The sequence below is a fragment of the Amycolatopsis sp. lyj-23 genome, assembly GCF_046549135.1.
Classification (GTDB): domain Bacteria; phylum Actinomycetota; class Actinomycetes; order Mycobacteriales; family Pseudonocardiaceae; genus Amycolatopsis.
The window spans coordinates 348746-372485 of sequence record NZ_JAJPWN010000006.1 but is presented as its reverse complement, the minus strand read 5'-3'; the positions used below and the strand labels follow the sequence as shown (position 1 = coordinate 372485).

Below are 23740 nucleotides of genomic sequence, written 5' to 3'. Positions count from 1 at the left end.
GTTCGCACGTGGGGACGTGTGATGGATAAACGCGTCCCTGCGTGCATTCTTCGACCGCTTTATTTGTACGCGCAGAACCGGCCCACCTGGGGCCTGGAAACCTTTACGGGCCGGTTCTGCGCCTGTCCACTGGAGTTCGTGAACAATGCAAACGATAAACGATGACAGTCAATGGCAGTCAACCGGGGTCACCCGGATGCGCTGCACAGAATGTAAGAAGTTCGCTCGGCTGCTGCCGGGTGAGGACCGGTGCGGGCCGTGCATGGGGATGTTGCCGCTGGTCCTGACGCTGCCCACCGCTGGTGTGCGGGGTGGTGCCCGATGAGCGCACACGCGGTGATGACGCTCGTGCTCGGCGCTGGCGGCCTGGCGGTGGTGCTGTGGGTGCTGGCCAAAGTCGGACGTGCCTTGGCCGGGATCGTGGAGGCGCTGGCCGCGATTGCGGTGGTCGGGATGGCGTTGTGGGGCCTGGTTCGCGTGGTGGGCTGGGTTGTTCGGCAACTGGTGACGCACTGGCGAACCTGTTTGACCCTGGTAGCCGGTTGGGCCTGGTGCCGGTACCTCGGCTGGGTCTCGCTCGTGGTGACCCTCGGCGTCCTGGTCATGGTTCAGCTCGTGTGGTGGCGCCTGGACGCGGTCGGCTATGACCAATGGTGCGGCCGGTGGTTACGCGGCTGGTGGCTGCGGTGGGCGCTGTATGGCCGCAAGCTCGGCGGGTGGCTGACTGCCTGCGGGCTGGTGGTGCGGGACGCGGCGGTGCCGGTGGATGTGACGGTGTCGCTGGTGGGTCGTCGGCGCAACGCGGTGTCGCGCAGTGATCGGGCGGCGGCGGTGGCGGTGCCGCGCCTGCTGTCGGTGCGGTCGGGGGCGTCGTGGGATGAGGTGCGGGTGCGGCTGGTGGCCGGCCAGACCCCGGAGGAGTTCGACGACGCCGCCCGTGCGCTGGCCGTGGCCCGCAAGGTGACCCGGTGCCAGATTCGGGAGCTGGAGCCGGATGTGGTGTCGATCGACTTTATGCGCCGGGATCTGCTGGCGGACCCGGTGGCGTGTCTGCCGGTGCCGGATCTGGTGGCCGTCGACGGCACGGGGGTGGATCTGCGGGCGGTCTATGCGGGGTCGACCGAGTACGGCAAGCCGTGGCGGCTCCCGCTCGTGGGTACCGGTTCTCACACGCTGGTGGCGGGGGCGACCGGGTCGGGGAAAAACTCGGTGATGTGGTGCCCGCTGGTGGCGGCGGCGTCGGCGATCCGGGCCGGAGTGATCCGCTGTTCGGGGATCGACCCGAAGGCGATGGAGCTGTCCTACGGGCGCGGGATCTTCGCCCGTTACGGCCAGTCGGGCAGGGATGCCCTTGCGGTGTTGGATGCGTTGCTGGATGAGCTGGAGCGGCGTAAGGCGGAGTTCGCGGGGCTGACCCGTCAGGTCCCGATCTCGACGGAGTGGCCGGTGGAGCTGCTGGAGTTCGACGAGATCGGGGCGCTGACCCGCTACACCGACCGCAAGACCCGGGACCTGATCGTGGAGAAGCTGGCCGTGCTCACCACCCAGGGCCGGGCGCTGGGGTTCACGGTGCGCGGCTATGTGCAGGAGCCGACCAAGGACACGGTGCCGGTGCGGGAGCTGCTGCCCCGCCGGATCGCGATGCGGCTGACTTCCAAGACTCAGGTTCCGATGGTCCTGGGTGACGGGGCGTTCGAGCGTGGCGCGTGGGCGAACCGGATCCCGGAGGACGCGGCCGGGGTCGGCTACGTGTGGGGCGAGGGCATCCGCGAACCCCTGCGTGTCCGCGCCGGGTGGGTGCCGGACCAGACGATCAAGGCGCTGGAGCACTACGTCACCAACGGCGGCGCTCAGGTCGTCAACCTGGCCGATCGACGCGCGAACGAGAGGGGGTCGGCGTGACCACCACGATGAGCGAAGGGCAGCAGGATCGGCTGGCCCCCTCGGTTGAGCGCATCCGCGGTGCTCTGGCGGCGGAGGTGGTGAAGGCGACGGCGGAAAAGCACGGGGTGTGTGTGCGTCCCTTCACCATGGAAGTCGGCGACACTGAAACCGGGGAGATCCGGTATGTGCCGGTGCCGTGCGGGTCCACTGTGGAATCGGTCTGCTTGCCGTGTGCGCGGAAGGCGAAAGCGTTGCGGCAGGCCCAATGCCGCGAGGGCTGGCACCTGACCGAAGAGCCGGTGATCACCCGCGAGACGCCTTCGGAGACGCAAACGGAGCTGCTGACCTTCCGGGCCGATCTCGCGGCGCATTACCGGGAGGTGATGGCGGTCGGGGACCAGGCGGAGGCGGAGGAACTGCGCGCCGAAGTGGCGACCGTGGACGCGGAGTTGCGGGCGTCGGGGATGACGGGGCGGCTGCCCGCTCTCGACGTTCCGGAGCGGAAGGCGGTGAAGCGGTCGACCAAGCGGCGGCAGGACGCCCCGAACCTGCCCCGGCGTAAGGTGGCCAAGACGACGGTGGGGCGGGAGTTCGCGGGGAAGTTCCGGCCGTCGATGTTCGCCACGCTGACGTGCGACACCTATGGCCCGGTCCGTCCGGATGGGTCGCCGGTGAGCCCGGCCACCTACGATTACCGGCGGGCGGCGCGGGATGCGGTGCACTTTGCCGCGCTGGTGGATCGGTGGTACCAGAACCTCCGTCGGGTCGTCGGGTGGGACGTGCAGTACTTCGCCACGGTCGAACCGCAGAAACGGGCTGCTCCGCATCTGCACGCGGCGCTGCGCGGGGCGATCTCGCACGAGACCATCCGGCTGGTCACCGCGGCTACCTATCATCAGGTGTGGTGGCCTGCGCATGACGAACTGGTCTACACGGACCGCAAACCGTTGTGGGATCCGGACAGGCGTTCCTTTGTGGACCCGGAGACGCGGGAGCCGTTGACGGCGTGGGATGACGCGGTGGCGGCGGTGGAGACTCCGGCGCATGTGGTGCGGTTCGGGGCGCAGGTGCACTCCAAGGGCATCTTGGGCGGTACGGAGGAAGCCGGGCGGCACATCGGCTACTTGACCAAGTATCTGACGAAGTCCACCGGTGAGGTGGTGGAGGCGGACACGGCGGCGCAGCGGGATCACCACGACATGTTGCACGCGCACTTGTCGGTGACGCCGTGCTCGCCCCGGTGCGCGGTGTGGCTGCTGTACGGCATCAACCCGAAGGGCGCGAACAGCAAGACCACGCCGGGGCACTGCAAGGGGCGGGCGCATCGCCGGTCCACCCTCGGGCTGCCCGGCCGGCGGGTGCTGGTCTCGCGCAAGTGGTCGGGGAAGACGGTGGCCGATCACAAGGCCGACCGCCGGGCGTTCGTGCTCTCGGCGCTGGCTGCCTACGGGATCAGCAAGCCGGAACCGGCGGCGGACCGGTTCGTGTGGCGCAAGGTCGAACCCGGGGACACCCACTGCCCGCCCCGGGATCACCTGGTTATGCGGGCGATCTCGGAGCGGATCACCTGGCAGGCCGAATACGCCGCCGCGATGCTCGCCGCGCAGGGGCCGCCAGGGGAAGAAAGTTCGGCAACTGCGGTTCGGGAGGCTGCTTGACCCAACGGGGAGGGGAGGTCACGGGGATGACGGTGCGAATCCGGGTGGTGGAACTGGAAGGACTGTGGGGGCCGGAGGAACTGGGGGCGTTCCTCGGCATCCCGGAAAAGACGCTGCGGGACTGGCGGCTGAAGAACTACGGGCCGCCGTTCATCAAGCTGGGCAAGCACGTGCGTTACGACCCGGTCGCCGTGCGGGCGTGGATCGCGGACGTGGGCCGTGACGGCGGGGACGATGTTTCGGCAATTCCGACGATGCGAGAAGGGTAGGGCGCGTGGGTCATATTCAGGACCGGTGGTTTCGGGACCAGGTCGACCCGGCCACCGGTGAGGTTGTGCTGAACAAGCGGAACAAGCCGGTTCAGGAACGAACCGACCTCTATGGAAAGGGGCTGCGGTACAAGGTCCGGTACCTGGACCCGGACAAGGTCGAGCGGTCCAAGTCGTTCCCGGACGGGAGACTGACCGAAGCGCAGAAGTATCTGACGAAGATGGAAAACGCCGTCTATGACGGCACCTACGCCGATCCGAAAGCAGGAGAGGTCCAGTTCGGCAAGTACGCGTGGGAGGTGCTGGCCGGCCGATCCCGGGACGAGTCGACCGTAGCCACGGTCAAGGACCGGATGGACGGCCAGGTCATTCCGTTCCTAGGCCGGAAGCTACTGCGGTCGTTCACCACTCCGGAACTGATCCGGAAGTGGTTGGCGTGGATGGCCGAACAGGACAACCCGGTGTCGGTGAACTACCAGCGGCAGGTGTTCGACCTCGTGTCGTCGATCCTGGATGCTGCGGTCGCTGACGGGAAGATCAAGAAGAATCCGTGTCGGGACAAGTCGATCAAGGCGCCGGTGCCGGTGGCGCGGAAGGTGACGCCGTGGAAGGAATCGCGGCGTCACCGTGTTGAGCTGGCGTTGCCTGCCCGGTACAAGCCGTGCGCGACGCTCGGGGCCGGACTCGGGCTGCGGCAGGGGGAGATCTTCGCGTTCAGCCCGGACAACATCGATCGGGAGCGGATGGAGTACCACTGCACGCGTCAGATGGTGACGGTGAACGGGGTGCGGAAGTTCAAACTGCCCAAGGGACACAAGACGCGGGTAATCCCGCTCGGGTACGGCGTGCTGAACACGATCGACGCCTATATGGAGAAGTTCCCGCCGACGGCGGTCACGCTTCCCTGGGCAGAACAGGACGCGAAAGAGTTCGACACGGTCAACGTGCTCATGGTCAACAGTGATGGGGAGCTGTACACCCGGCAGGCATTCAACAACGTCATTTGGCGGCCGACGTTCAAGCGGGCCAAACTGTCCTATGAGGACCGTGAGGACGGGATGCACGCGATGCGGCACCTGTTCGCCTCGGCCATGCTCGAACGCGGCGTTTCGCTCAAGGAGCTGGCGGCGTTCCTCGGCCACGCGTCGGAGGCGTTCACGCTCAAGGTGTACACCCACCTCATGCCCTCCAGCCACGACCGTGCCCGCGCAGCGATCGATGACCTGATCAAGCCCCGTCGCAAGCCTCAGGCCGCCGGAGAGACGGCCTGACGGCCTGGTGACGGCCTGGCCTACTGATACCCCATCCAGGCAGGCCGAGATCCCCAGGTCATAGCGCATTTCGGTTTCATTCGTACGACAACTGCAACAACCAGGGCGTGGACGCGCAGCAGCGCTACGAGGCAATGCGTGACGCGCTCGCGAAGTCGGGCCGCCCGATCGCGTACTCGATCTGCGAGTGGGGCCAGAACCAGCCGTGGACGTGGGCGGCGCCGGTCGGGAACCTGTGGCGCACCACGGGCGACATCTCCGACAAGTGGTCGAGCATGATTTCGAAAGCGCAGACCAACCGCAGCCTCGCGCAGTACGCGGGCCCCGGCCACTGGAACGACCCGGACATGCTGGAGGTCGGCAACGGCGGCATGACGGCGGCCGAGTACCGCACGCACTTCAGCCTGTGGGCGATGATGGCCGCGCCGCTGCTGATCGGCAGTGACCTGCGCAAGGTGTCGGACGACAACCTCGCGATCTTGGAGAACACCGACGTCATCGCCCTCGACCAGGACCCGCTCGGCAAGCAGGCGAGCGTGCTGAGCGCGAACGCGGGCCTGGTCGTGTACAGCAAGGTGCTGGCGAACGGCGACCGCGCGGTGGCGCTGTCCAACGAGACGGCCGCGACGGCGACGATCGGCACGACCGCGTCCGCCACGGGGATCGGCAGCGCGTCCTCCTACGCGCTGAAAGACCTGTGGAGCAAGGCGATCCGGACGACGTCCGGCACGATCAGCGCGTCGGTGCCTTCGCACGCGACGGTGCTGTACCGCGTGTCCCGCGCCGGAGGCGCGACGCGCTACGAAGCCGAGTCCGCCACGCTGTCGGCGGGCGGCACCATCGACGCCAACCACGCGGGCTTCTCCGGAACCGGCTTCGCGAACGGCGCCAACGCCGTCGGCAGCTACGTCGAATGGCCGGTGACGGGCCCGGTGTCGGCGCTGGCGTTCGGTTACGCGAACGGCACCACGGCGGCGCGCCCGGTGGACCTCTCGGTGGACGGCACGGTGGTGGCCGCCGGCGTGCCGTTCCCAGGGACCGGCGCTTGGACGACGTGGCGCACGGTGACCAGGGCGTTGTCGTTGCCGGCGGGCCCGCACACGATCCGCCTGACCGCGACGACGGCCGACGGCCCGGCCAACCTCGATTACCTGGACGTCTCGCCGTAGCAGCCGTGCCGCGGGGAGAAGCTACTTGGCGGAGCTGCGTTCGTCGTAGCTCCGCCGGGCCGCGTCGACCTTCTCGAGGTTGCCGGACCATTCGGACAGGCTGGCGAACAGCGGGCCGAGGCTCCGGCCGAGCTCGCTGATCTCGTACTCGACGCGCGGCGGGACCTCGGCGTGGTAGGTCCTGGTGATCAGGCCGTCCCGCTCCAGTTGCCGCAGCCGCTGGGTAAGCACCTTCGGCGTGATGGTGGTGATGCGGCGCTGCAGTTCGACGAACCGCTGACGGCCGTATTCGTGCAGGGCCCACAGGATCGGCGTGGTCCAGCGGCTGAACACGATGTCCACCACCGGGGCGATCGGGCACGCCTGTTCGGGTGTGGTCTCGGTCACTTCGCCGCCTCCCGCCAATACTTTCCTCTAGGTACCTACTATACCGGCGAAGGTACCGTCGTTCCCATGATCATGGTTGTGGGAGCGACGGGAAACGTCGGAGAACCGCTGGTGCGGCTGCTGGCCGAGGCGGGGGAAGCGGTGACGGCGGTGTCCCGCCGGATCGCGGCGGCACCGCCGGGAGTCGTTGTGCGGCAAGGAGATCTGGCATCGCTGTCCTTTGCCGGAGCGGCGGCGGCGTTCTTGATGGTGCCGCCGGGCTTCGAGGGTTCGCTCGAGCCGGTGCTCGGCCGGGCGCGCGAGGCCGGCGTCGAGCGGGTGGTGCTGCTGTCCTCGCAGGGCGTCGGAACGGGACGGCACCCGGCGGTGTCCGAGGCGGCGGTGCGGTCGTCGGGTCTGAAGTGGACGGTGCTGCGCCCGGCCGGGTTCGCGTCGAACGCCCTCCAGTGGGCGGAAAGCGTGCGGGTCGCGCGCGAGGTCGCCGCACCCTTCGGCGATGTCGCGCTGCCGGTGGTCGACCCGGAGGACATCGCCGCGGTGGCGGCGGCCGCGCTGCTGGACGCGTCGCACGAGGGCCGCACCTACGTCCTGACCGGCCCGTCGCCGGTGTCCCCGCGCGACCAGGCGGCGGCGATCGGCGAAGCGGTGGGCGAGCCGGTGCGGTTCGTGCCGCGGACGCGGGAGGAAGCGCGGTCCGTCATGTCGGCCTTCATGCCTCCGGAGGTCGTGGAAACGACCCTGGACATCCTCGGCTCGCCGACACCGTCGGAGCAGCAGGTGAGTCCGGACGTCTCGCGCGTTCTGGGCCGCCCCGCGCGTCCGTTCGCCGAATGGGCGTCCCGCTTCGCGGAGGCGTTCAAGTGACGCAGCTGGCCTACCGCTCGTCGGGCACCGGCGCGCCGGTGGTGTTGCTCCACGGCAACCCGACGTCGTCGTACCTGTGGCGCAACGTGATGCCGTCCCTGCCGGGGTGGCGCCTGGCGCCGGACTTGATCGGCATGGGCGGTTCCCCGCGGCCGGACATCGCTTACACGTTCGAGGACCACGCCCGCCACCTGGACTCGTGGTTCGACGCCTTGGAGCTGGACGACGTGGTGCTGATCGGCCACGACTGGGGTGGCGCGCTGGCGGCGGACTGGGCGTCCCGCCACCCGGCGCGGGTCCGGGCGTTGGCGTTCACCGAAGCGGTGCTGAAGCCGATGACGTGGGAGGAGTTCCCGCCGGCGGGCGCGGAGGTGTTCCGCGCGATCAAGAGTGCGGGCGAGTTCCCGGCCGAGTTCCTTTCCGGCCTTCCGCCGGAGTACGCGACGACGTTCGACCGCCCGCTGCTGCAGTGGGCCCGTTCGATGCCGCTGGGTGGCTCGCCGACCTCGGTGGTGGCGCGGATCGAGGCGTTCGGCCGCTGGCTGGGATCGTCGCCGTCGGTGCCGAAGCTCCTGGTGACGTTCGAGCCGGGCTTCGACACGATGCTGACCCCACCGGTGGTGGCGTGGTGCGCGGCGAACTTCGCGGCACTGGAGGTGGTGCGGCGTCCGGAGCGGGCGGGGCACCACACCCCGGAGGACCAGCCGGCGGCCCTGGCGGAGACGTTGGCGAGCTGGCTCTCGCGTTGGGGTTTCGGCGCCTCAGCCTGAGTCGGCCGCTTTGTCGCACGGGCTGACGCGGTAGAGCCGGAACGAGCCGCCCTCGTCGAGCTGGCGGAACCCGGCCGACGGGGCCGGGTAGGCGGTGCCGTCCCACAGGTTGCCCCGGGCGCGGTCGTTGGTCAGCAGGTACCGCACCTCCAGGCGGTTGACGATCTCGCACACGCGGGGGTCGCTCGCCGCCTGGTTGAGGTGCTGGGCCAGGTACACCTGGTCCGCCGTCAGCCGGCCCAGGTTGAGCTGCGGGAACAGGACCTGGCGGCGGGTCAGGGCCATCACCGCCGGACTGCCGTTGTACGGCATCTGGGCCACGATCGTGCCGGGTTCGGTCAGCCGGCCGATCCGCGTGAACAAGGCGTGTTCCTCCTCGTTCACCAGCGGGGTGGCTTTCGGGTAGGCGGCCAGGACCCGGTCGCGGTGGTCGGCGTGGTGCAGTCCGGCGGTCACCAGCAGCAGGCCGAGCGCCGCGACGACCGGAGCTGCCCAGGTCAGCGCGCGTCGCCTGCGCAGGAGGACGTCCGGCGCGAGCCCGGCGCGGACCGCCGAAACGACCGCGAGCACGCCGAGCACCGCGAGCGGGACGCCGGTGATCGGGAGCATGGCGGCGAGCCGGTGGGAGTCGGTGTACCAGAAGCCGGTGAAGATCCGGCGGGTCGCTCCCGGCACTCCGGCGGCCAGCACGTACAGACCGCCGGAAACGGCGTGCCCGGCCACCAGCCACCGGCGGCAGCGCTGCCGGAAGCACGACACCGCCCCCACCACGACCAGCACGGCGAGGACCCAGCCCGCGCCGTGGTGGTTCGTCGCGCCGGTCAGCACCTCACCGAGCGCCTGCGACGGCGACTCGAAGGGAGCCGAGTCCGCGGTCATCGGTCCCGCGAACACCCCGAGCTTGACGACGACCAGCCAGTACGCCGGCGCGGCGAGCACGATGGGCGCGGCGAACAGGGCGGCCTGCCGCCGCCGGCCGGCCCGGTACCGCCGGACAGCGGCCCGCGCGAGGCCGAAGACGGTCGCGGGGAGCACGATCGCGGCCAGGCTGATCACCGCGTTCGGGTGCGCGATGGCGATCGCGGTCAGCACCACCGGCGCCAGCAGCCACGCCCGGCCGCGGCCGATCACGTCGTCCCGCGCCAGCCCGGCCATCGACACCACGACCGCGACGCCGGCCGGGACCAGCGAGAGCCCCAGCAGGTTGGGCCACAGGATGCCCCAGCCGAGCAGTTCCCAGGGGAACGCGCCGAACGCGACGCTCAGCAGGCCGGCGAGGGCCAGCGCCGATCGCGACGGGCCGGCCAGCTGCCGCATCAGGAGGACGCAGCCGAGCGGCCAGACGACCAGCGCGATGGTGACCGACAGGATGTTCGCCGTGGCCGGCACCGAGCTGCCGGTGACCATGGCCAGGAGCGAGCCGAGGTCGTGCCAGGCCGCCGGGTAGAAACCGCGGACGCGGCCGGGCACGCCGAGCGTGTCGATCCGGAACGTCGACGCCACACCGGTGTTCAGGATGTTGGCGACGGCGTTGTAGTGGAACGACGAGTCGTCGGTCTTGAGCAGTTCCTCGGGACTGCCGATCGCCGCCCGGACGGTGAGCACCCCGAGCCCCAGCGCGGCGACGAGCCCGCCCGCGGCCGCCGCGACGACCGGCAGGCCGTCTCCGGGCGCGGGCCGCGGCAGCCGTCTCCGAAGCGTCAGGACGACGCACCCGGTGACGGCCGTCGCCCCGGCGAACACGAGGAGCACCAGCGGCACCGACCACCGGACGCCGAGTTTCGCCGCGCCGATCGCCGTCACCGCCACCAACGCCACGACGACGACCGGGGCGACCGCCACCATCGCCAGCCGCCGCAGCCCGAGCAGGTAGGTGAGCGGGAGTCCGGGCAGGACGAGCAGCATTGCGCAGAGCACCATCGTGGGCGCGGCGCCGAGCCACGACATGGTCGAACCCCCTCGTGCGAAACCCGCGAACCGCCGGGAAGCGGCGTGTTCCGGTGGCGTAATCGCCGGTGATCCGGCAAAGGTTACACCGGCGGTGTCCATTGTCGAATCCGCGGTAGAACGCTTCGAAGACACCGGTTTCCGCTGTACCAATTGGTCACTGAATCGGGTGACTCCAGCCGACACAGGCGGCGCTACAGGGGCCCGCCATGCCACCGGATGCGTTGCGTGCTGCGAAGAAGCCGCCAAAATACCGCAACAAACCCGACCGACAACCGCGCCATCCCCAACCGGATCAACGAGCACAATGGTCACCAGTCAGGCTGCACCAACGAATACCCGAGCGTCACCAGCCGCCACGCGGTGCAATGTCCCTCAACTTCATCGCCGCGCCCAAAGCCATCTCCAGCGAGCAGCGGCCGAACACAAAGCGCATCACCACAATGGCTACCCGCTGACGACCAAATCACCACAACCCCACCCAGTCGAAGAACGGCAGAGCTCCCAACCGGCGGCAGAAGGCACCGTGGGGGGTCCGGGGGGCTCGGCCCCCCGGGTACAACGACATCCCGACCCCGGTTCGCGCCCTCCGCGAACAGGGGTCCCCAAGTCGGGATGACAGGATTTGAACCTGCGACCCTTCGCTCCCAAAGCGAATGCGCTACCAAGCTGCGCCACATCCCGGCACTCCCCGAGGGGGGTGTGTGGTCAGCCTAGCGGGTCACGCTAAGCTGGCCACGCACCCGGGTACCTCCGGGGGCACGCGGGTGTAGCTCAATGGTAGAGCCCTAGTCTTCCAAACTAGCTACGCGGGTTCGATTCCCGTCACCCGCTCCACTGCTCACCGGGCCGGCGTCGCGCGCCGAAGCGGCGTCGGCTTCCAGTGAGGCCGCTATGACGTCCAGCAGCTTGTCCGTGTCCACCGGCTTCGTGATGTAGTCGTCAGCGCCGCTGGCCAGCGTCCGGGCCCGGTCCTCCGCCGTGGCTTTGGCTGTGACCGCGATCACCGGCAGGTCCGCGTTCGCCGCCTCGGCTCGGATGGCCGCGATCGTGGCGTTGCCGTCCAGTTCCGGCATCATCACGTCCATCAGGACCAGCGCCGTGTCCTCGTTGCGCTCCAACGCGCGGATGCCGTCGACGCCCGTCTCCGCGTAGATCACCTCCAGGCCCGCCTGTTCCAGGACCGCCGCCAGGGCGAACACGTTCCGGAGGTCGTCGTCGACGATCAGGACCTTTTCGCCGTGGAAGCGCTTCGGGGTCACGTCCGGGGCCGCCACCAGGACCGTGCTCGGCACGGGCGGCAGCCGCCGCGACGACAGGGCCGTCAGGGCCGGGTCGACCAGGTTGCTCGCCGCCACCGGGAGGTACAGCGTGAACGTCGAGCCGACGCCCGGTTCGCTCACCACCCGCAGCTCGCCGCCCAGGAGCTCCGTGAGCTGCTGGCTGATGTTCAAGCCCAGGCCCGTGCCGCCGTACTTGCGGCTCGTCGTGCCGTCCGCTTGGCGGAACGCCTCGAAGATGACCGCCAGCTTCTCCTCCGGGATCCCGATCCCGGTGTCCTCCACCGCGAACGCGATGATGCCCGGCGCATTGCGGAGCGACTCCTGCTCGACCTCCGCCGGGTCCGCCGCCCGGATGTGCAGCCGGACGCTGCCCTCGTCGGTGAACTTCGCCGCGTTCGACAGCAGATTTCGGAGGATCTGCTGCAGCCGGTGCTCGTCCGTGTGGACGCTCCCGGGCACCGGCGGGTCGATGTGGACGGCGAACTCCAGGCCCTTGTCCGCCGTCAGCGGGCGGCACAGCGACTCGACGTAGTCCACCAGCTCCGGCAGCGTGATGTCGGACATCTGCATGTCCAGCCGGCCCGCCTCCACCTTCGCCAGGTCGAGGATGTCGTTGATCAGCTGCTGCAGGTCCGACCCGGCCGCGTAGATCGTCTTCGCGAACTGGATCTGCTTCTCCGTCAGGTTCCCTTCCGGGTTCTCCGACAGCAGCTTCGCCAGGATCAACGCGCTGTTCAGCGGCGTCCGCAGCTCGTGGGACATGTTCGCCATGAACTCGGTCTTGTACTGCGACGCCACCGTCAGCTGCCCGGCCCGCTCCTCGAGCTCCTGGCGCGCCTGCTCGATCTCGCTGTTCTTGACCTCGATGTCGCGGTTCTGCTGGGCCAGCAGCGCCGCCTTCTCGGCGAGCTCGGTGTTCGACCGCCGCAGCTCGCCCTGCTGGGCCTGCAGCTGCTCCGACCGCGCCCGCAGCTCCTGCGCCAGCCGCTGCGACTCCGTCAGCAGCGCCTCGGTCCGGGAGTTCGACAGGATCGTGTTCACGTTGACGCCGATGGTGTGCCGCAGCTGCTCCAGCAGGTCCTGGTGCACCGTGCTGAACTCGTTCACCGACGCCAGCTCCAGCACCCCGAGCACCTCGCCCTGGAACAGCACCGGCAGCACGATCAGGTTCACCGGCGCCGCCGAGCCGAGCCCGGACGAGATCAGCGCGTACTCCGGCGGGGCGTTGTGGACCAGGATCGTCCGCTGGTCGACGGCGGCCTGGCCGATCAGCGACTCGCCCATGGTGAACCGCAGGCCCGCGCGGGACTGCGCGAGCCCGTACGCGGCGATGCACTCGAGCACCGTGCCGTCGCGGTCGTCGTCGCGGGCCAGGAAGAACGCGCCCTGCTGGGCCCGGACCAGCGGGGCCAGCTCGGACAGGATCAGCGCCGCGACCGACGCCAGGTCGCGGTGGCCCTGCATCCGCCCCGACAGCTGCGCGAGGTTCGTCTTCAGCCAGTCCTGCTCGCGGTTGGTCCTCGTCGTCTCCTTGAGGTTCGCGATCATCTGGTTGATGTTGTCCTTGAGCTCGGCGACCTCGCCGGACGCGTCGACCGTGATGTGCCGGGTCAGGTCGCCGGCCGTCACCGCCGTGGCCACCTGCGCGATCGCGCGGACCTGCGTGGTCAGGTTCCCGGCCAGCTGGTTCACGCTCTCGGTGAGCCGCTGCCAGGTGCCGGACACGCCGTCGACCTCGGCCTGGCCGCCCAGCTTGCCCTCGGTGCCGACCTCGCGCGCCACGCGCGTGACCTCGGAGGCGAACGCCGAGAGCTGGTCGACCATCGTGTTCATCGTGGTCTTGAGCTCGAGGATCTCGCCGCGGGCGTCGACGTCGATCTTCTTGGTCAGGTCGCCCTTCGCGACCGCCGTCGTCACCTGCGAGATGTTGCGCACCTGGCTGGTCAGGTTGTGCGCCATGAAGTTGACGTTCTCGGTCAGGTCCTTCCAGGTCCCGGCGACGCCGGGGACCCGGGCCTGACCGCCGAGGATGCCTTCGGTGCCGACTTCGCGGGCGACGCGGGTGACCTCGTCGGCGAACGCGCGCAGCGTCTCGACCATCCCGTTCAGCGTCTCGGCCAGCGCCGCGACCTCGCCCTGGGCCTCGATCCGGATCTTCTTCGACAGGTCGCCGTTGGCCACCGCGCTCGCCACGGTGGCGATGTTGCGCACCTGGTCGGTCAGGTTGTCGGCCATGACGTTGACGTTGTCCGTGAGGTCCTTCCACGTGCCCGCGACGCCGCGGACCCGCGCCTGGCCGCCGAGGATGCCTTCGGTACCGACCTCGCGCGCCACTCGGGTGACTTCGTCCGCGAAGGCGGACAGCTGGTCCACCATCGTGTTCAGCGTCGTCTTGAGCTCGAGGATCTCGCCGCGCGCGTCGACGGTGATCTTCTGCGTCAGGTCGCCCTTCGCGACCGCCGCCGTCACCGTGGCGATGTTCCGGACCTGGTCGGTCAGGTTGTTCGCCATCGAGTTGACGTTGTCGGTGAGGTCCTTCCAGGTCCCGGCGACGCCGGGCACGGTGGCCTGGCCGCCGAGCTTGCCCTCGGTGCCGACCTCGCGCGCCACTCGGGTGACTTCGTCCGCGAACGCGGACAGCTGATCCACCATCGTGTTCAGCGTCGTCTTGAGTTCCAGGATCTCGCCGCGGGCGTCCACCGCGATCTTCTGCGTCAGGTCGCCGCGCGCGACGGCCGTGGCGACCTGGGCGATGTTGCGGACCTGGGTGGTCAGGTTGTTGGCCATGAAGTTCACCGAGCCGGTGAGGTCGCGCCACGTCCCGGCGACGCCGGGGACCTGCGCCTGCCCGCCCAGCTGACCCTCGGTGCCCACCTCGCGCGCCACCCGGGTGACTTCGTCGGCGAACGCGGACAGCTGGTCCACCATGGTGTTCATGGTCGTCTTGAGCTCGAAGAACTCACCGCGGGCGTCGACGGTGATCTTCTGGGTCAGGTCGCCCTTCGCCACGGCCGTGGTCACGTGCGAGATGTTGCGGACCTGGTCGGTGAGGTTGTCGGCCATCTGGTTCACCGAGTCGGTGAGGCTGCGCCACGTCCCGGCCGCGCCGGGCACCTCGGCCTGCCCGCCGAGCTTGCCCTCGCTGCCGACCTCGCGCGCCACGCGGGTGACTTCGCCGGCGAACGCCGAGAGCTGGTCGACCATCGTGTTCAGCGTGTTCTTCAGCTGCAGGATCTCGCCGCGGGCGTCGACGTCGATCTTCTTCGTCAGGTCGCCGTTGGCCACCGCGGTCGCGACCTGCGAGATGCCGCGGACCTGGTCGGTCAGGTTGTCGGCCATCAGGTTGACCGAGTCGGTCAGGTCCCGCCACGTCCCGGCGACGCCCGGCACCTGCGCCTGGCCGCCGAGCTTGCCGTCCGAACCGACCTCGCGCGAGACGCGGGTGACCTCGTCGGCGAACGCCGAGAGCTGGTCGACCATCGTGTTGATGGTGTTCTTGAGCTCGAGGATCTCGCCGCGGGCGTCGACGTTGATCTTCTGGGTCAGGTCGCCGCGGGCGACGGCGGTGGTGACCTGGGCGATGTTGCGGACCTGCTCGGTGAGGTTGTCGGCCATGAAGTTGACCGAGTCGGTCAGGTCGCGCCAGGTGCCCGACACGCCCGGGACGACGGCCTGGCCACCGAGACGTCCCTCACCCGCGATCTCGCGGGAGAGCCGGGTCACTTCGGCGGCGAAGCGCGACAGCTGCGCGATGAGGCTGTTGACCGTCTTCGCGAGCGTGGCGTACGCACCCCGCAGCGGGCGTCCGTCCAGCGTCAGCGACATCGGCTGGGAGAGGTCGCCGTCGGCGACGCCGCCGAGCACCCGCTCCAGCTCGATCGCCGGCCGCGTGAGGTCTTCGACCAGGCCGTTCACCGCGTCGACGGCGGTGGTCCAGCCACCCGGGCCGACCTGGCCGTCGAGCCGCTCGCTGAGCCTGCCTTCCTGCCCGACCGCCGCGCGGACCCGCAGCAGCTCGCTGACCAGCCGCTGGTTGCGCTCCGCGATGTCGTTGAACGCGACCGCGAGCTGCGCCGAGATGCCGTCGCCGTGCGGGACGAGCCGCCGGCGGAAGTTGCCGTCCCCGAGATCCCGCACCGCCACGAGCACCCGCTCCAGCGCGGCCGCTTCGCTCTGGGATTCCGTTGTCATGTGTGCCGACCCTCTCCACCACGCATGCGCCAGCCATGGTCGTCGACCCAGCGTGCCATGCTTCGCCCTACACTTCGAGCCAGCCCGCCCGCTCACGCGGTAGCCGTGCGACAGCAGTCCGGAGGCAGGAGGTCCGTGCATGGTGTCACGTCCGGCCCCGGCCTCGGCAGCCCTGCCGCCGATGACCGGTGACGGCGGGCCGCCGGGCATCGACGCCTTCACCAAAGCGGCCCTCGAAGACGTCCGCGACGCGGTGTTCCTGCAGGACAGCGCCGGTGTGGTCCGCTGGGCGAACCCGGCCGCGCGGGCGCTGACGGGCGACGTCGAACCCCACCTGAACTCGGCCACGGAGACCTCCGGGCACGTCGACTTCGCGGGCCGTCGACGGCCCGCGCGCATCCGCGCCCTGCCCGGTGGTTGGCACGCCTGGACCGTGTCCGCGGACGACGTCCCGCGACGGCACGTGGGCGAGTTCCTGGCCGAGGCCGGCCCCCGGCTGGCCGCCGCGCGGGGGCGGCACGGCACCGCGCGGGTGATCGCCGAGCTCGCCGCGTCCGCGCTGGCCGAGACCGTCTTCGTGCTGCTGCCGACCACCCGCGGCCGGTGGGAGTGGTGGAGCTGCGAGCGCCCGGCCGCACAGGGCCACGGCCGGATCCGGCGGGTGCCCGCCCAGGCCGCGCCGGTGCTGGCGGCCACGTTCGGGGCCACCGGGCCGCCCCGGCAGGCCCCCGTGCCCGCACCCGAGGTCGCCACGCTGCCGTCGGTCGTCGCCGACCGGTTCGAAGGGCACGCCGACGTCTCGGTCGTCTCGCTCGGGCCGAGCGCGAGCGCCGAGGTCACCGGCGCCCTCCTGCTGGGCCGCCGCGGCGACGCCGAGTTCGGCGCCGAGCAGGCCCGCGCGGTGGCCGGGTTCGCGGTGGCGGCGGGGGTGGCGCTGGCCAACGCCCAGCGCTACGCCCGGCAGGAAGAGGCGACCCGCGGCCTGGAGACGACGCTGCGCCCGATCGACCCGCCGGAGCTCGACGGCGCCCGGTTCGAGACGTGGTACGAGCCCGCGGGCGGGGTCCTCACCGTCGGCGGGGACTTCTTCGACGTGCTGCCCCACGACGACGGCAGCGCCTTCCTGGTGCTCGGCGACGTCTGCGGAAAGGGCCCGGAAGCGGCGGCGCTGACCGGCCGGGTCCGGCACGCGCTGACCGCGCTCGCCATGGTCGAGCGCGACGGCCGCACGCTGCTGCGGCTGCTCAACGAACTGCTCATCGCCGGCGGCAGCAGCCGCTTCGCCACGCTGGTGCTCGGCACGGCCCGGCCGTCCGACGGCGGCGTCGGCCTGACGCTGGCCTCCGGCGGCCACCCCGCGCCGCTGATCGTCCGCCGGTCCGGGGTGGTCGAGGAGGTCACCGTGCCGGGCACGCTGGTCGGCATCTCGCCGCAGGCCCGGTTCGCCGAGGCGGAGGTGCGGCTGGGGCCCGGCGACGTCTGCCTGCTCTACACCGACGGGATCACCGAGGCCCGCAACCGCCACGACCAGACGGAACTCTTCGGAGACGACCGGTTGCGCGCGGTGCTCACGGCGGCGGCGGGACAGCCGGCGCGCGAGGTCGTGCGGCGGCTGCGCCAAGCCGTGCGCGACTGGCTCGGCAACTCCGCGCACGACGACATCGCTGTGCTCGCCGTGGAATGTGAAGACTGATTGCATTGTCCACTGTGGACTTTGTTTGACGCCTGGCCGAGGGGGTAATTACCCCGGTGCATTCAGTTTCCGACGACAGGAGCCCCATGGCGAACGCACTGCAAGGACGCCGGGTCGCGATCCTGGCCGCGGACGGCGTCGAACAGGTCGAGCTGGAGAAGCCGCGGCAGGCCGTCCTCGACGAGGGCGCGACGGTCGAGCTGGTCTCGCTGGACACCGGGGAGATCCAGGCGATGAACGGCGACATCGACAAGGGCGACACGTTCCCGGTCGACCGGAAGGTCGCCGATGTCGAAATCGGCGATTTCGACGCGCTGCTGCTGCCCGGCGGCACGATGAACCCCGACAACCTGCGCACGGATCCCGCCGCGGTCAAGTTCGTCGGTGATTTCGTGCGCGCCGGCAAACCGGTCGGCGTGATCTGCCACGGACCGTGGACGCTCGTCGAAGCGGATGTCGTGCGTGGCCGCACGTTGACGTCGTACCCGAGCATCCGGACGGACCTGCGTAACGCCGGCGCCACGGTCGTCGACGAAGAGGTAGTGGTGGACAACGGACTGGTTTCCAGCCGCAACCCGGACGACCTGCCGGCTTTCTGCCGGGCGGTCGTCCAGGAATTCACCGCCTGAGTTTTCCACCCGTTCGTGTTCGTTAAGTCCGGCTTAAATCTGTTGGCTTCCCGCACCGCGGCGGAGGACGCTGAGGGTGTGCCGAGGACCGCCCGTGGAGAGGAGGTGAACGCGATGACTGTGCACGCCAGGCGCTACGGCCGCTGGTGCCGTGAACACTTCGACGCGACCGCCGCCGAGGGCGTTCCCGCACCCCGCGGCGGTGATCCCGCCGGCGCGGCGCTGCCGGAACCCGAGCCGGAACCCGTCCAACCGGTGGCCGAGCAGCAGCCCCAGCTCTGATGACGAAGAAGGACTCCCCGGGTGGGGAGGCCTTCTTCGTGTCCGGGAAGTCAGCGGTAGCTGCGCCGGTACCAGACCCGGCGCGGGCCGGGGACGCCGATGCGCGTGATGACGTCGGTCAGGATGGCGCCGATGACGAGCCAGATGACGGCGGCGAGGCCGTCGTTGAGGAACGTCCGCAGCCCCTCGGAGTCCGGCGTGAAGAGGTTCCGCAGGCCGAGCGAAACGCCCGCCGACCACTGCGAAATCAGGTGGGCGAAGCCGTTCGCCGAGTTCGCCCCGCCGAGCACCAGCACGATGTGCAGGGCCAGGACCAGCGCGAACACCGCGCAGACGAGGTGGATGAGGGCGTTGACCGTGCGCACGGCCCGGATGCGCGGGTGGGTGCGCTCCACGATCTCTTCGGCGGGTGCGGGCTCGTACGGCGTTTCGTACGGCTCCGGGGGCGGGGGATACGGCATCGTCGGCGCCGTCCTTTCGACTGTCCGATGTGGACGTATCTGGGCGAACAGGAACAACACGAGGAGTACCCGTCACCCGCCCGAGCGAACCGCGCACTCCGTAAACTTCCCTGCTAACACACGGACGGGGTAGTTTGCGGAATCATGAGGCCGGATGTGCTCTCCGTCGAGCAGGTCGCCGCGAAGCTCGGCCTGCACGTCCGGACGGTCCGGAACTACGTGCGGGACGGGCGGCTGAAGGCGGTCCGGATCGGCAAGCAGTACCGCATCACGGCCGCGGACCTGGCGGCCTTCACCGGCCTGCCGGCCGCCGAGCGGACCGCCGAGCTGTCGGCGGTCGCGGAGATCGCCGGTGCCGACCGCGCGACGGCCGACCGGATCGCGGCCGTGGCCGCGGCCTCGGCGAACGGGCGGCTGCGCGTCGAGACCATCCACGACGGCGAGCGCGCCACGGTGAAGATCATCGTGCTCGGTGACCTGGCCGCGGCCGCCGACCTGCTGCGCCGGATCGCCTCGGTCGCGGAGGGTCCGGGCTGATCGTGCTCCCGGCCGGGCCGCCGGGCACCCACACCGGGACGCGCCGAGCGGTCGACGTCCTCGGCGGTGCCGGACCGCTCCTCGATCGGGCGGCCTCGCCGACGCGGGACCGGCCGATGCGGGAAAAGGACGTGGCCGGTTCCGCCACCCGGCCGGGCGCACGGCGCTGAGCCGGGCGGCGCAACCGGTGTCCGGGTGGGCAACCCCCGCACCCCGCGGGGCGTCAGGTGATCATGACAACTCCCCGGCGCTGTGCGCTGCTGGTGTCCGTCCTCGCCCTCCTGGCCGCGTTCGCCTCGCCCGCGACCGCTTCGACCGTGGTCCCGTCCGGGTTCCGGCCCGCGTCGACGAGCTGGACCGGGCCGGAGACCGGGTACGTCCTCGGGTACCGGCCGTGCGCCGGGACGTGGTGCCCGGTGCTGCTGGGCACCACCGACGCCGGCCGCCACTGGCGGCGGCTGGGCGCGCCGCCGGTGTCGCTGCCGGACAACCACAACCACGTCGCCCTGCGGGTCTTCGGCGACGGCCTCGCCTACGTCAGCGACGGCGTCCACGTGCGCGTGACGCGCGACGGCGGGACGACCTGGCAGCCGGTCGCACTGACCGGGGCCCGGGAGCCCTACTACCTGTCGAAGATCGCCGAGACCGGCGGCCGCGTCTTCGCCGTGCTGACCACCTACGGCGACGGCCGCGGCTCGACCCTGCTGTATTCGGGCACCGCCGGCTCGCCGGCGCTGGCCCCGGTGCCCGGGTTCGCGGTCACCGGCGGGCTCACCTACGGCGACCTGGCCGTCGGCGGCGGCCTGCAGGTCGCGCTCGGCGCGGACTACGGCACCGAGCAGTACTGGACCTCCCGCGACGGTGCCCGGTTCACCCCGGCCGATCCGCCGTGCCCGGAGGGTTCGGTCGCCTCGCTCGCCGGCGTGCGCGAACGCCAGGTCGTGGCGTTGTGCAGCGGCAGTCCCGGCTCGCCGCAGCCCGGCTCGACCGAGCGGCAGCTGCGGCACGCGGCGCAGCTCGGCGCGCGGTTCAGCGAGGACGGCCCGGCGCCGTTCGACGGCATCAACCAGGGCTTCGACGCGGCCTCGCCGACGTCGGCGACGGTCGCGGCCGTGGGCGGCGGTGTCGGCTTCCTGCACCACACGGCCGACGGCGGGCGCACCTGGACGACGCTCGCGCTGTCCGAGCGCGGCTTGGCGCTGACCGATCTCGACTTCCCCGGCGGTGGCACCGGCGTCGTCGTCGACGGGCAGCCGGACGCGGACGGTGGCTCCGCCGTGTACCGGACCACGGACGGGGGAAGCACCTGGCGTGCCCTCCTGTTCGGGTAGTTCTCCCTGGCAGGTAAGGCCCTCGTGCCCGGTTCACTTGGTGCACCGCATGTCGTAATCTGAGCACTGTCCGTCGCCGGACACGGTGAGCGCACCCGGGCAGGGGTGTCGTCACCACGCGCAGAGTGGGAGAGCAGCCGATGACGCCTGGCGACCTGCGGTCCGGAACCGGGGGCGGTGCGGCCGCGCTCGATTTCAGCAAGGCGAGCCTGGCCCGGCTGTCCGACGCGCTCCTCGGCGGGCACGACCACTACGAGGTGGACCGCGAAGCGATGCGGCGGCTGCTGGCCATCGCGCCGGGTGCCCGCGCGATGGCGAAGGAACACCGCGACTGGCTCGTGCGCGCGGTGCGGTTCCTGGCCGGCAAACGCGGCATCGACCAGTTCCTCGACCTGGGTTCCGGCATGCCGACGTCGGAGAACACCCACGAGGTGGCGCAGCGGTACAACCCGGACGCGCAGGTGGTGTACGTCGACAACGACCCGGTCGTGCAGGTGCACGGCCGGGCCCTGCTCGAAGAGAACTACCTGACCCACGTGTCGGGCGCGGACCTGACGCGGCCGGCCGAAGTCCTGGCCGACGACGTCGTCCAGGAGCACCTCGACTTCTCGCGGCCGGTGGCGCTGATCCTCACCTCGATCGTGCACCACATCGACGACTACGACCGCGCGAAGGGGATCGTCGCCCAGTACGTCGACGCGCTCGCCCCCGGGTCGTTCCTGCTGCTCACGCACAACTTCGACCCGGAAGAGGACTCCCCGCGCCAGGAACTGGCGCGGCTGCTGGAGACCAGCTTCCAGGGCACCGGGCTGGGCAGCGTCCACCGCACGCGCGAGCAGATCGCCGGGTTCTTCGACGGCACCGAGCTGCTCCGGCCGGGGCTGGTCTACCTGCACGAATGGTGGCCGGACGGTCCGCGCCTGCACCAGCTGGGCGAACTGAACTTCCTGACGCTGGGCGGAGTCGCCCGCAAGCGCTGAGCCCTGCCGGAGCGCCCCAAGGCCGCCTTGGGGCGCTCCGGTCCGGGTCCGGGTCAGGCGGCGTTGAAGGTGTCCGGGTCGGGGCCGGTGCGCTCGCCGCGGTCCAGCGGCGTCAGCGACTCCATCTCCTCCTCCGTCAGGGTGAACCCGAACAGGTCGAAGTTCTCCTCGATCCGGGACGGCGTGACGGACTTCGGGATCACGACGTTGCCCAGCTGCAGGTGCCAGCGCAGCACGATCTGCGCGGGCGTGCGGCTGTGCTGCACCGCCAGCTCGGCCACGATCGGGTCGCCCAGCAGGCTGCCGCCCTTGGCCAGCGGGCTCCACGCCTCGGTCGCGATGCCGTGCTTCGCGTCGAACTCGCGGAGTTCGCGCTGCTGCAGGTACGGGTGCAGCTCGACCTGGTTGACGGCGGGCGCGACCTCGGCGGCGTCGAGCAGGCGCTCGAGGTGCGCGGGCTGGAAGTTGGAGACGCCGATCGCGCGGACGCGGCCGTCCTGGTGCAGCTTCTCGAACGCCTTCCAGGTGTCGAGGTACTTCTCGCGCGCCGGGGTCGGCCAGTGGATCAGGTAGAGGTCCAGCTGCTCCAGGCCCAGCTTCCGCATGCTCTCGTCGAACGCCTTGAGCGTCGAGTCGTAGCCCTGGGCCGAGTTCCACAGCTTCGTGGTGACGAACAGCTCGTCGCGGGCGATGCCGGACTCGGCGATCGCCTGGCCGACACCCTTTTCGTTGCCGTAGACGGCGGCGGTGTCGATGCTGCGGTAGCCCGCTTCCAGTGCGGCCTTCACGGCGGTGGCGGTCTCGTCGTCCGGGACCTGGAACACGCCGTAGCCGAGTTGCGGCATCCGGACGCCGTTGTTGAGTTCGATCACGGGCACGCTGGTCACGAGGGGTCCTTTCGGTGGGTGGTTCATCGGGCGAGTACCCGTTCCCCGGCGTCGAAACTTGCCGGGGCCTTGCGGTCGAGCAGGCCGGAGAAGAGCGCCACGGCGAGGCCCGCCGCGGCGAGCCCGGCGCCGATCCAGTTGGGGGCGGTGTAGCCGAAGCCGGCGTCGATGGCCTGGCCGCCGAGCCACGCGCCGCCGGCGTTGCCGAGGTTGAACGCGGCGATGTTCGCCGCCGAGGCCAGCGCCGGGGCGCCTTCGGCCTTGGCCAGCACGCGGGCCTGCAGCGGCGGCACGGTGGCGAACCCGGCCGCGCCGAACAACACGATGGTGATCGCGGCGGACACCTTCGCGTGCGCGGTGAACACGAACACCACCAGCACGAGCGCCAGCGCGGCGAGGATGACGTAGAGGCTGGGCATCAGCCTGCGGTCCGCAGCCTTGCCGCCGAGCAGGTTACCCGCGAACAACCCGGCGCCGAACAGCACGAGCAGCCAGGTGACGGCGCCGCTCGAGAAGCCGGCGACCTCGGTCATCATCGGGGCGATGTAGGTGAAGGACGCGAACACCCCGGCGAAGCCGAGCGCGGTCATCACCAGCGCGAGCCACACCTGCGGGCGGCGGAACACCGCGAGTTCGCCGCGCAGGCCGGCGCCCGGCTCGGGGTCCTGGCGCGGCACCAGTGCGAGGATGCCGATCGCCCCGGCGACGCCGAGGGCGCTGACCACCCAGAACGTCGAGCGCCAGCCGAAGGCCTGGCCGAGCGCGGTGCCGGCGGGCACGCCGAGCACGTTCGCCACGGTCAGCCCGGTGAACATCAGCGCGATGGCGCCGGCCCGCTTGGCCGGGGCGACCAGCGCCGCGGCGACGACCGAGCCGACGCCGAAGAACGCGCCGTGGCTCAGCGCCGCGACGACCCGGCCGGTCATCAGCAGGCCGTAGCTCGGCGCGAGGGCCGAGAGCACGTTGCCCGCGATGAACAGGCCCATCAGCGCGACCAGCACGGTCTTGCGCGGCACCCGCGAGGCGAGGGCGGTGAGCACGGGCGCCCCGACGACGACGCCGAGCGCGTAGCCGGAGATGAGCAGGCCTGCGGACGGGATCGAGACGCCGAAGTCGGCCGCGACCTCGGGCAGCAGGCCCATGATCACGAACTCGGTGGTGCCGATCCCGAAAGCGCTGATCGCCAGTGCGAGCAGGGCGGCGGGCATGGACTTCCTTCTTCCCGGAGTAGACTGATTACGGGCGTT

General features: G+C 70.6%; 18 protein-coding genes, 2 tRNA genes and 1 pseudogene. 14 read left to right on the top strand and 7 right to left on the bottom strand.

Annotation, left to right across the window (positions count from 1 at the left end; all coding sequences use genetic code 11):
• Nucleotides 1-321: 321 nt before the first annotated feature.
• The 5 genes and pseudogenes from ACLJPY_RS17600 to ACLJPY_RS17580 all read left to right on the top strand — a co-directional run.
• On the top strand, nucleotides 322-1902 hold the full coding sequence (locus ACLJPY_RS17600; RefSeq protein ID WP_410589726.1) for an FtsK/SpoIIIE domain-containing protein: 1581 nt from the start codon (nucleotides 322-324) through the stop codon (nucleotides 1900-1902).
• 8 nt (nucleotides 1903-1910) lie between these two features.
• Nucleotides 1911-3542: a replication initiator gene (locus tag ACLJPY_RS17595; RefSeq protein WP_410589926.1), complete on the top strand. Its 1632-nt coding sequence runs from the start codon at nucleotides 1911-1913 to the stop codon at nucleotides 3540-3542.
• 26 nt (nucleotides 3543-3568) lie between these two features.
• Nucleotides 3569-3811 carry a helix-turn-helix transcriptional regulator gene (locus ACLJPY_RS17590; RefSeq protein WP_410589725.1) on the top strand — a complete coding sequence of 81 codons (243 nt, stop codon included), beginning with the start codon at nucleotides 3569-3571 and terminating at the stop codon, nucleotides 3809-3811.
• A 5-nt stretch (nucleotides 3812-3816) separates the two neighbouring features.
• On the top strand, nucleotides 3817-5082 hold the full coding sequence (locus ACLJPY_RS17585) for a tyrosine-type recombinase/integrase (RefSeq protein WP_410589723.1): 1266 nt from the start codon (nucleotides 3817-3819) through the stop codon (nucleotides 5080-5082).
• A gap of 83 nt (nucleotides 5083-5165) precedes the next feature.
• Nucleotides 5166-6251 (top strand): annotated as a pseudogene (locus ACLJPY_RS17580) (carbohydrate-binding protein); the annotation flags it as partial.
• Nucleotides 6252-6272: 21 nt separating this feature from the next.
• On the opposite strand, the gene ACLJPY_RS17575 reads toward ACLJPY_RS17580, so the two are convergent.
• Complete coding sequence (locus ACLJPY_RS17575) at nucleotides 6273-6638, bottom strand: winged helix-turn-helix transcriptional regulator (RefSeq protein WP_410589721.1); 366 nt, start codon at nucleotides 6636-6638, stop codon at nucleotides 6273-6275.
• Between the two features lie 66 nt (nucleotides 6639-6704).
• On the opposite strand from ACLJPY_RS17575, the gene ACLJPY_RS17570 reads away from it, so the two are divergent.
• Both ACLJPY_RS17570 and ACLJPY_RS17565 read left to right on the top strand, forming a co-directional pair.
• A complete protein-coding gene (locus tag ACLJPY_RS17570) occupies nucleotides 6705-7502 on the top strand; it encodes an NAD(P)H-binding protein (protein WP_410589720.1) in 798 nt (265 codons plus the stop codon).
• Entirely contained in the window at nucleotides 7499-8272 is a 774-nt protein-coding gene (locus ACLJPY_RS17565) for an alpha/beta fold hydrolase (RefSeq protein ID WP_410589718.1), read from the top strand. Before ACLJPY_RS17570 ends, ACLJPY_RS17565 begins: the two co-directional genes overlap by 4 nt.
• Here the strand turns inward: ACLJPY_RS17565 and ACLJPY_RS17560 are convergent.
• Both ACLJPY_RS17560 and ACLJPY_RS17555 read right to left on the bottom strand, forming a co-directional pair.
• A complete protein-coding gene (locus ACLJPY_RS17560) occupies nucleotides 8264-10219 on the bottom strand; it encodes a DUF6541 family protein (protein WP_410589717.1) in 1956 nt (651 codons plus the stop codon). The two genes, ACLJPY_RS17565 and ACLJPY_RS17560, sit on opposite strands and share 9 nt — an antisense overlap.
• Nucleotides 10220-10829: 610 nt before the next feature.
• Nucleotides 10830-10903 (bottom strand) — tRNA-Pro (locus ACLJPY_RS17555).
• Nucleotides 10904-10982: 79 nt separating this feature from the next.
• On the opposite strand from ACLJPY_RS17555, the gene ACLJPY_RS17550 reads away from it, so the two are divergent.
• Nucleotides 10983-11056, top strand: a tRNA-Gly gene (locus ACLJPY_RS17550).
• On the opposite strand, the gene ACLJPY_RS17545 is transcribed toward ACLJPY_RS17550, so the two are convergent.
• Complete coding sequence (locus ACLJPY_RS17545) at nucleotides 11008-15693, bottom strand: HAMP domain-containing protein (protein ID WP_410589925.1); 4686 nt, start codon at nucleotides 15691-15693, stop codon at nucleotides 11008-11010. The genes ACLJPY_RS17550 and ACLJPY_RS17545 overlap by 49 nt on opposite strands.
• 139 nt (nucleotides 15694-15832) lie before the next feature.
• On the opposite strand from ACLJPY_RS17545, the gene ACLJPY_RS17540 reads away from it, so the two are divergent.
• The 3 genes from ACLJPY_RS17540 (at nucleotide 15833) to ACLJPY_RS17530 (ending at nucleotide 18297) form a co-directional block, all read left to right on the top strand.
• On the top strand, nucleotides 15833-17386 hold the full coding sequence (locus ACLJPY_RS17540; protein ID WP_410589715.1) for a SpoIIE family protein phosphatase: 1554 nt from the start codon (nucleotides 15833-15835) through the stop codon (nucleotides 17384-17386).
• 86 nt (nucleotides 17387-17472) lie between these two features.
• A complete protein-coding gene (locus tag ACLJPY_RS17535) occupies nucleotides 17473-18015 on the top strand; it encodes a type 1 glutamine amidotransferase domain-containing protein (RefSeq protein WP_410589714.1) in 543 nt (180 codons plus the stop codon).
• Nucleotides 18016-18129: 114 nt separating this feature from the next.
• Nucleotides 18130-18297, top strand: a complete 168-nt coding sequence (locus ACLJPY_RS17530; RefSeq protein ID WP_410589713.1) for a hypothetical protein — start codon at nucleotides 18130-18132, stop codon at nucleotides 18295-18297.
• A gap of 50 nt (nucleotides 18298-18347) precedes the next feature.
• Here the strand turns inward: ACLJPY_RS17530 and ACLJPY_RS17525 are convergent, their stop codons facing one another.
• Nucleotides 18348-18758, bottom strand: a complete 411-nt coding sequence (locus tag ACLJPY_RS17525) for a hypothetical protein (protein WP_410589711.1) — start codon at nucleotides 18756-18758, stop codon at nucleotides 18348-18350.
• 144 nt (nucleotides 18759-18902) lie between these two features.
• Here ACLJPY_RS17525 and ACLJPY_RS17520 point away from each other — a divergent pair, with 144 nt between their 5' ends.
• The 3 genes from ACLJPY_RS17520 to ACLJPY_RS17510 all read left to right on the top strand — a co-directional run bounded on the left by ACLJPY_RS17520 (nucleotide 18903) and on the right by ACLJPY_RS17510 (nucleotide 21606).
• Nucleotides 18903-19295, top strand: coding sequence for a helix-turn-helix domain-containing protein (locus ACLJPY_RS17520; RefSeq protein ID WP_410589710.1), 393 nt, complete (start codon nucleotides 18903-18905; stop codon nucleotides 19293-19295).
• Between the two features lie 233 nt (nucleotides 19296-19528).
• Nucleotides 19529-20626: a hypothetical protein gene (locus tag ACLJPY_RS17515; RefSeq protein ID WP_410589709.1), complete on the top strand. Its 1098-nt coding sequence runs from the start codon at nucleotides 19529-19531 to the stop codon at nucleotides 20624-20626.
• A gap of 140 nt (nucleotides 20627-20766) precedes the next feature.
• Nucleotides 20767-21606, top strand: coding sequence for an SAM-dependent methyltransferase (locus ACLJPY_RS17510; RefSeq protein WP_410589707.1), 840 nt, complete (start codon nucleotides 20767-20769; stop codon nucleotides 21604-21606).
• Between the two features lie 53 nt (nucleotides 21607-21659).
• Here the strand turns inward: ACLJPY_RS17510 and ACLJPY_RS17505 are convergent, their stop codons facing one another.
• Together ACLJPY_RS17505 and ACLJPY_RS17500 are read right to left on the bottom strand one after the other, a co-directional pair.
• Nucleotides 21660-22493 (bottom strand): aldo/keto reductase, encoded by an 834-nt coding sequence (locus ACLJPY_RS17505; RefSeq protein WP_410589706.1) that lies wholly within the window; start codon nucleotides 22491-22493, stop codon nucleotides 21660-21662.
• 23 nt (nucleotides 22494-22516) lie between these two features.
• Nucleotides 22517-23701, bottom strand: coding sequence for an MFS transporter (locus ACLJPY_RS17500; RefSeq protein ID WP_410589705.1), 1185 nt, complete (start codon nucleotides 23699-23701; stop codon nucleotides 22517-22519).
• Nucleotides 23702-23740 lie beyond the last annotated feature (39 nt).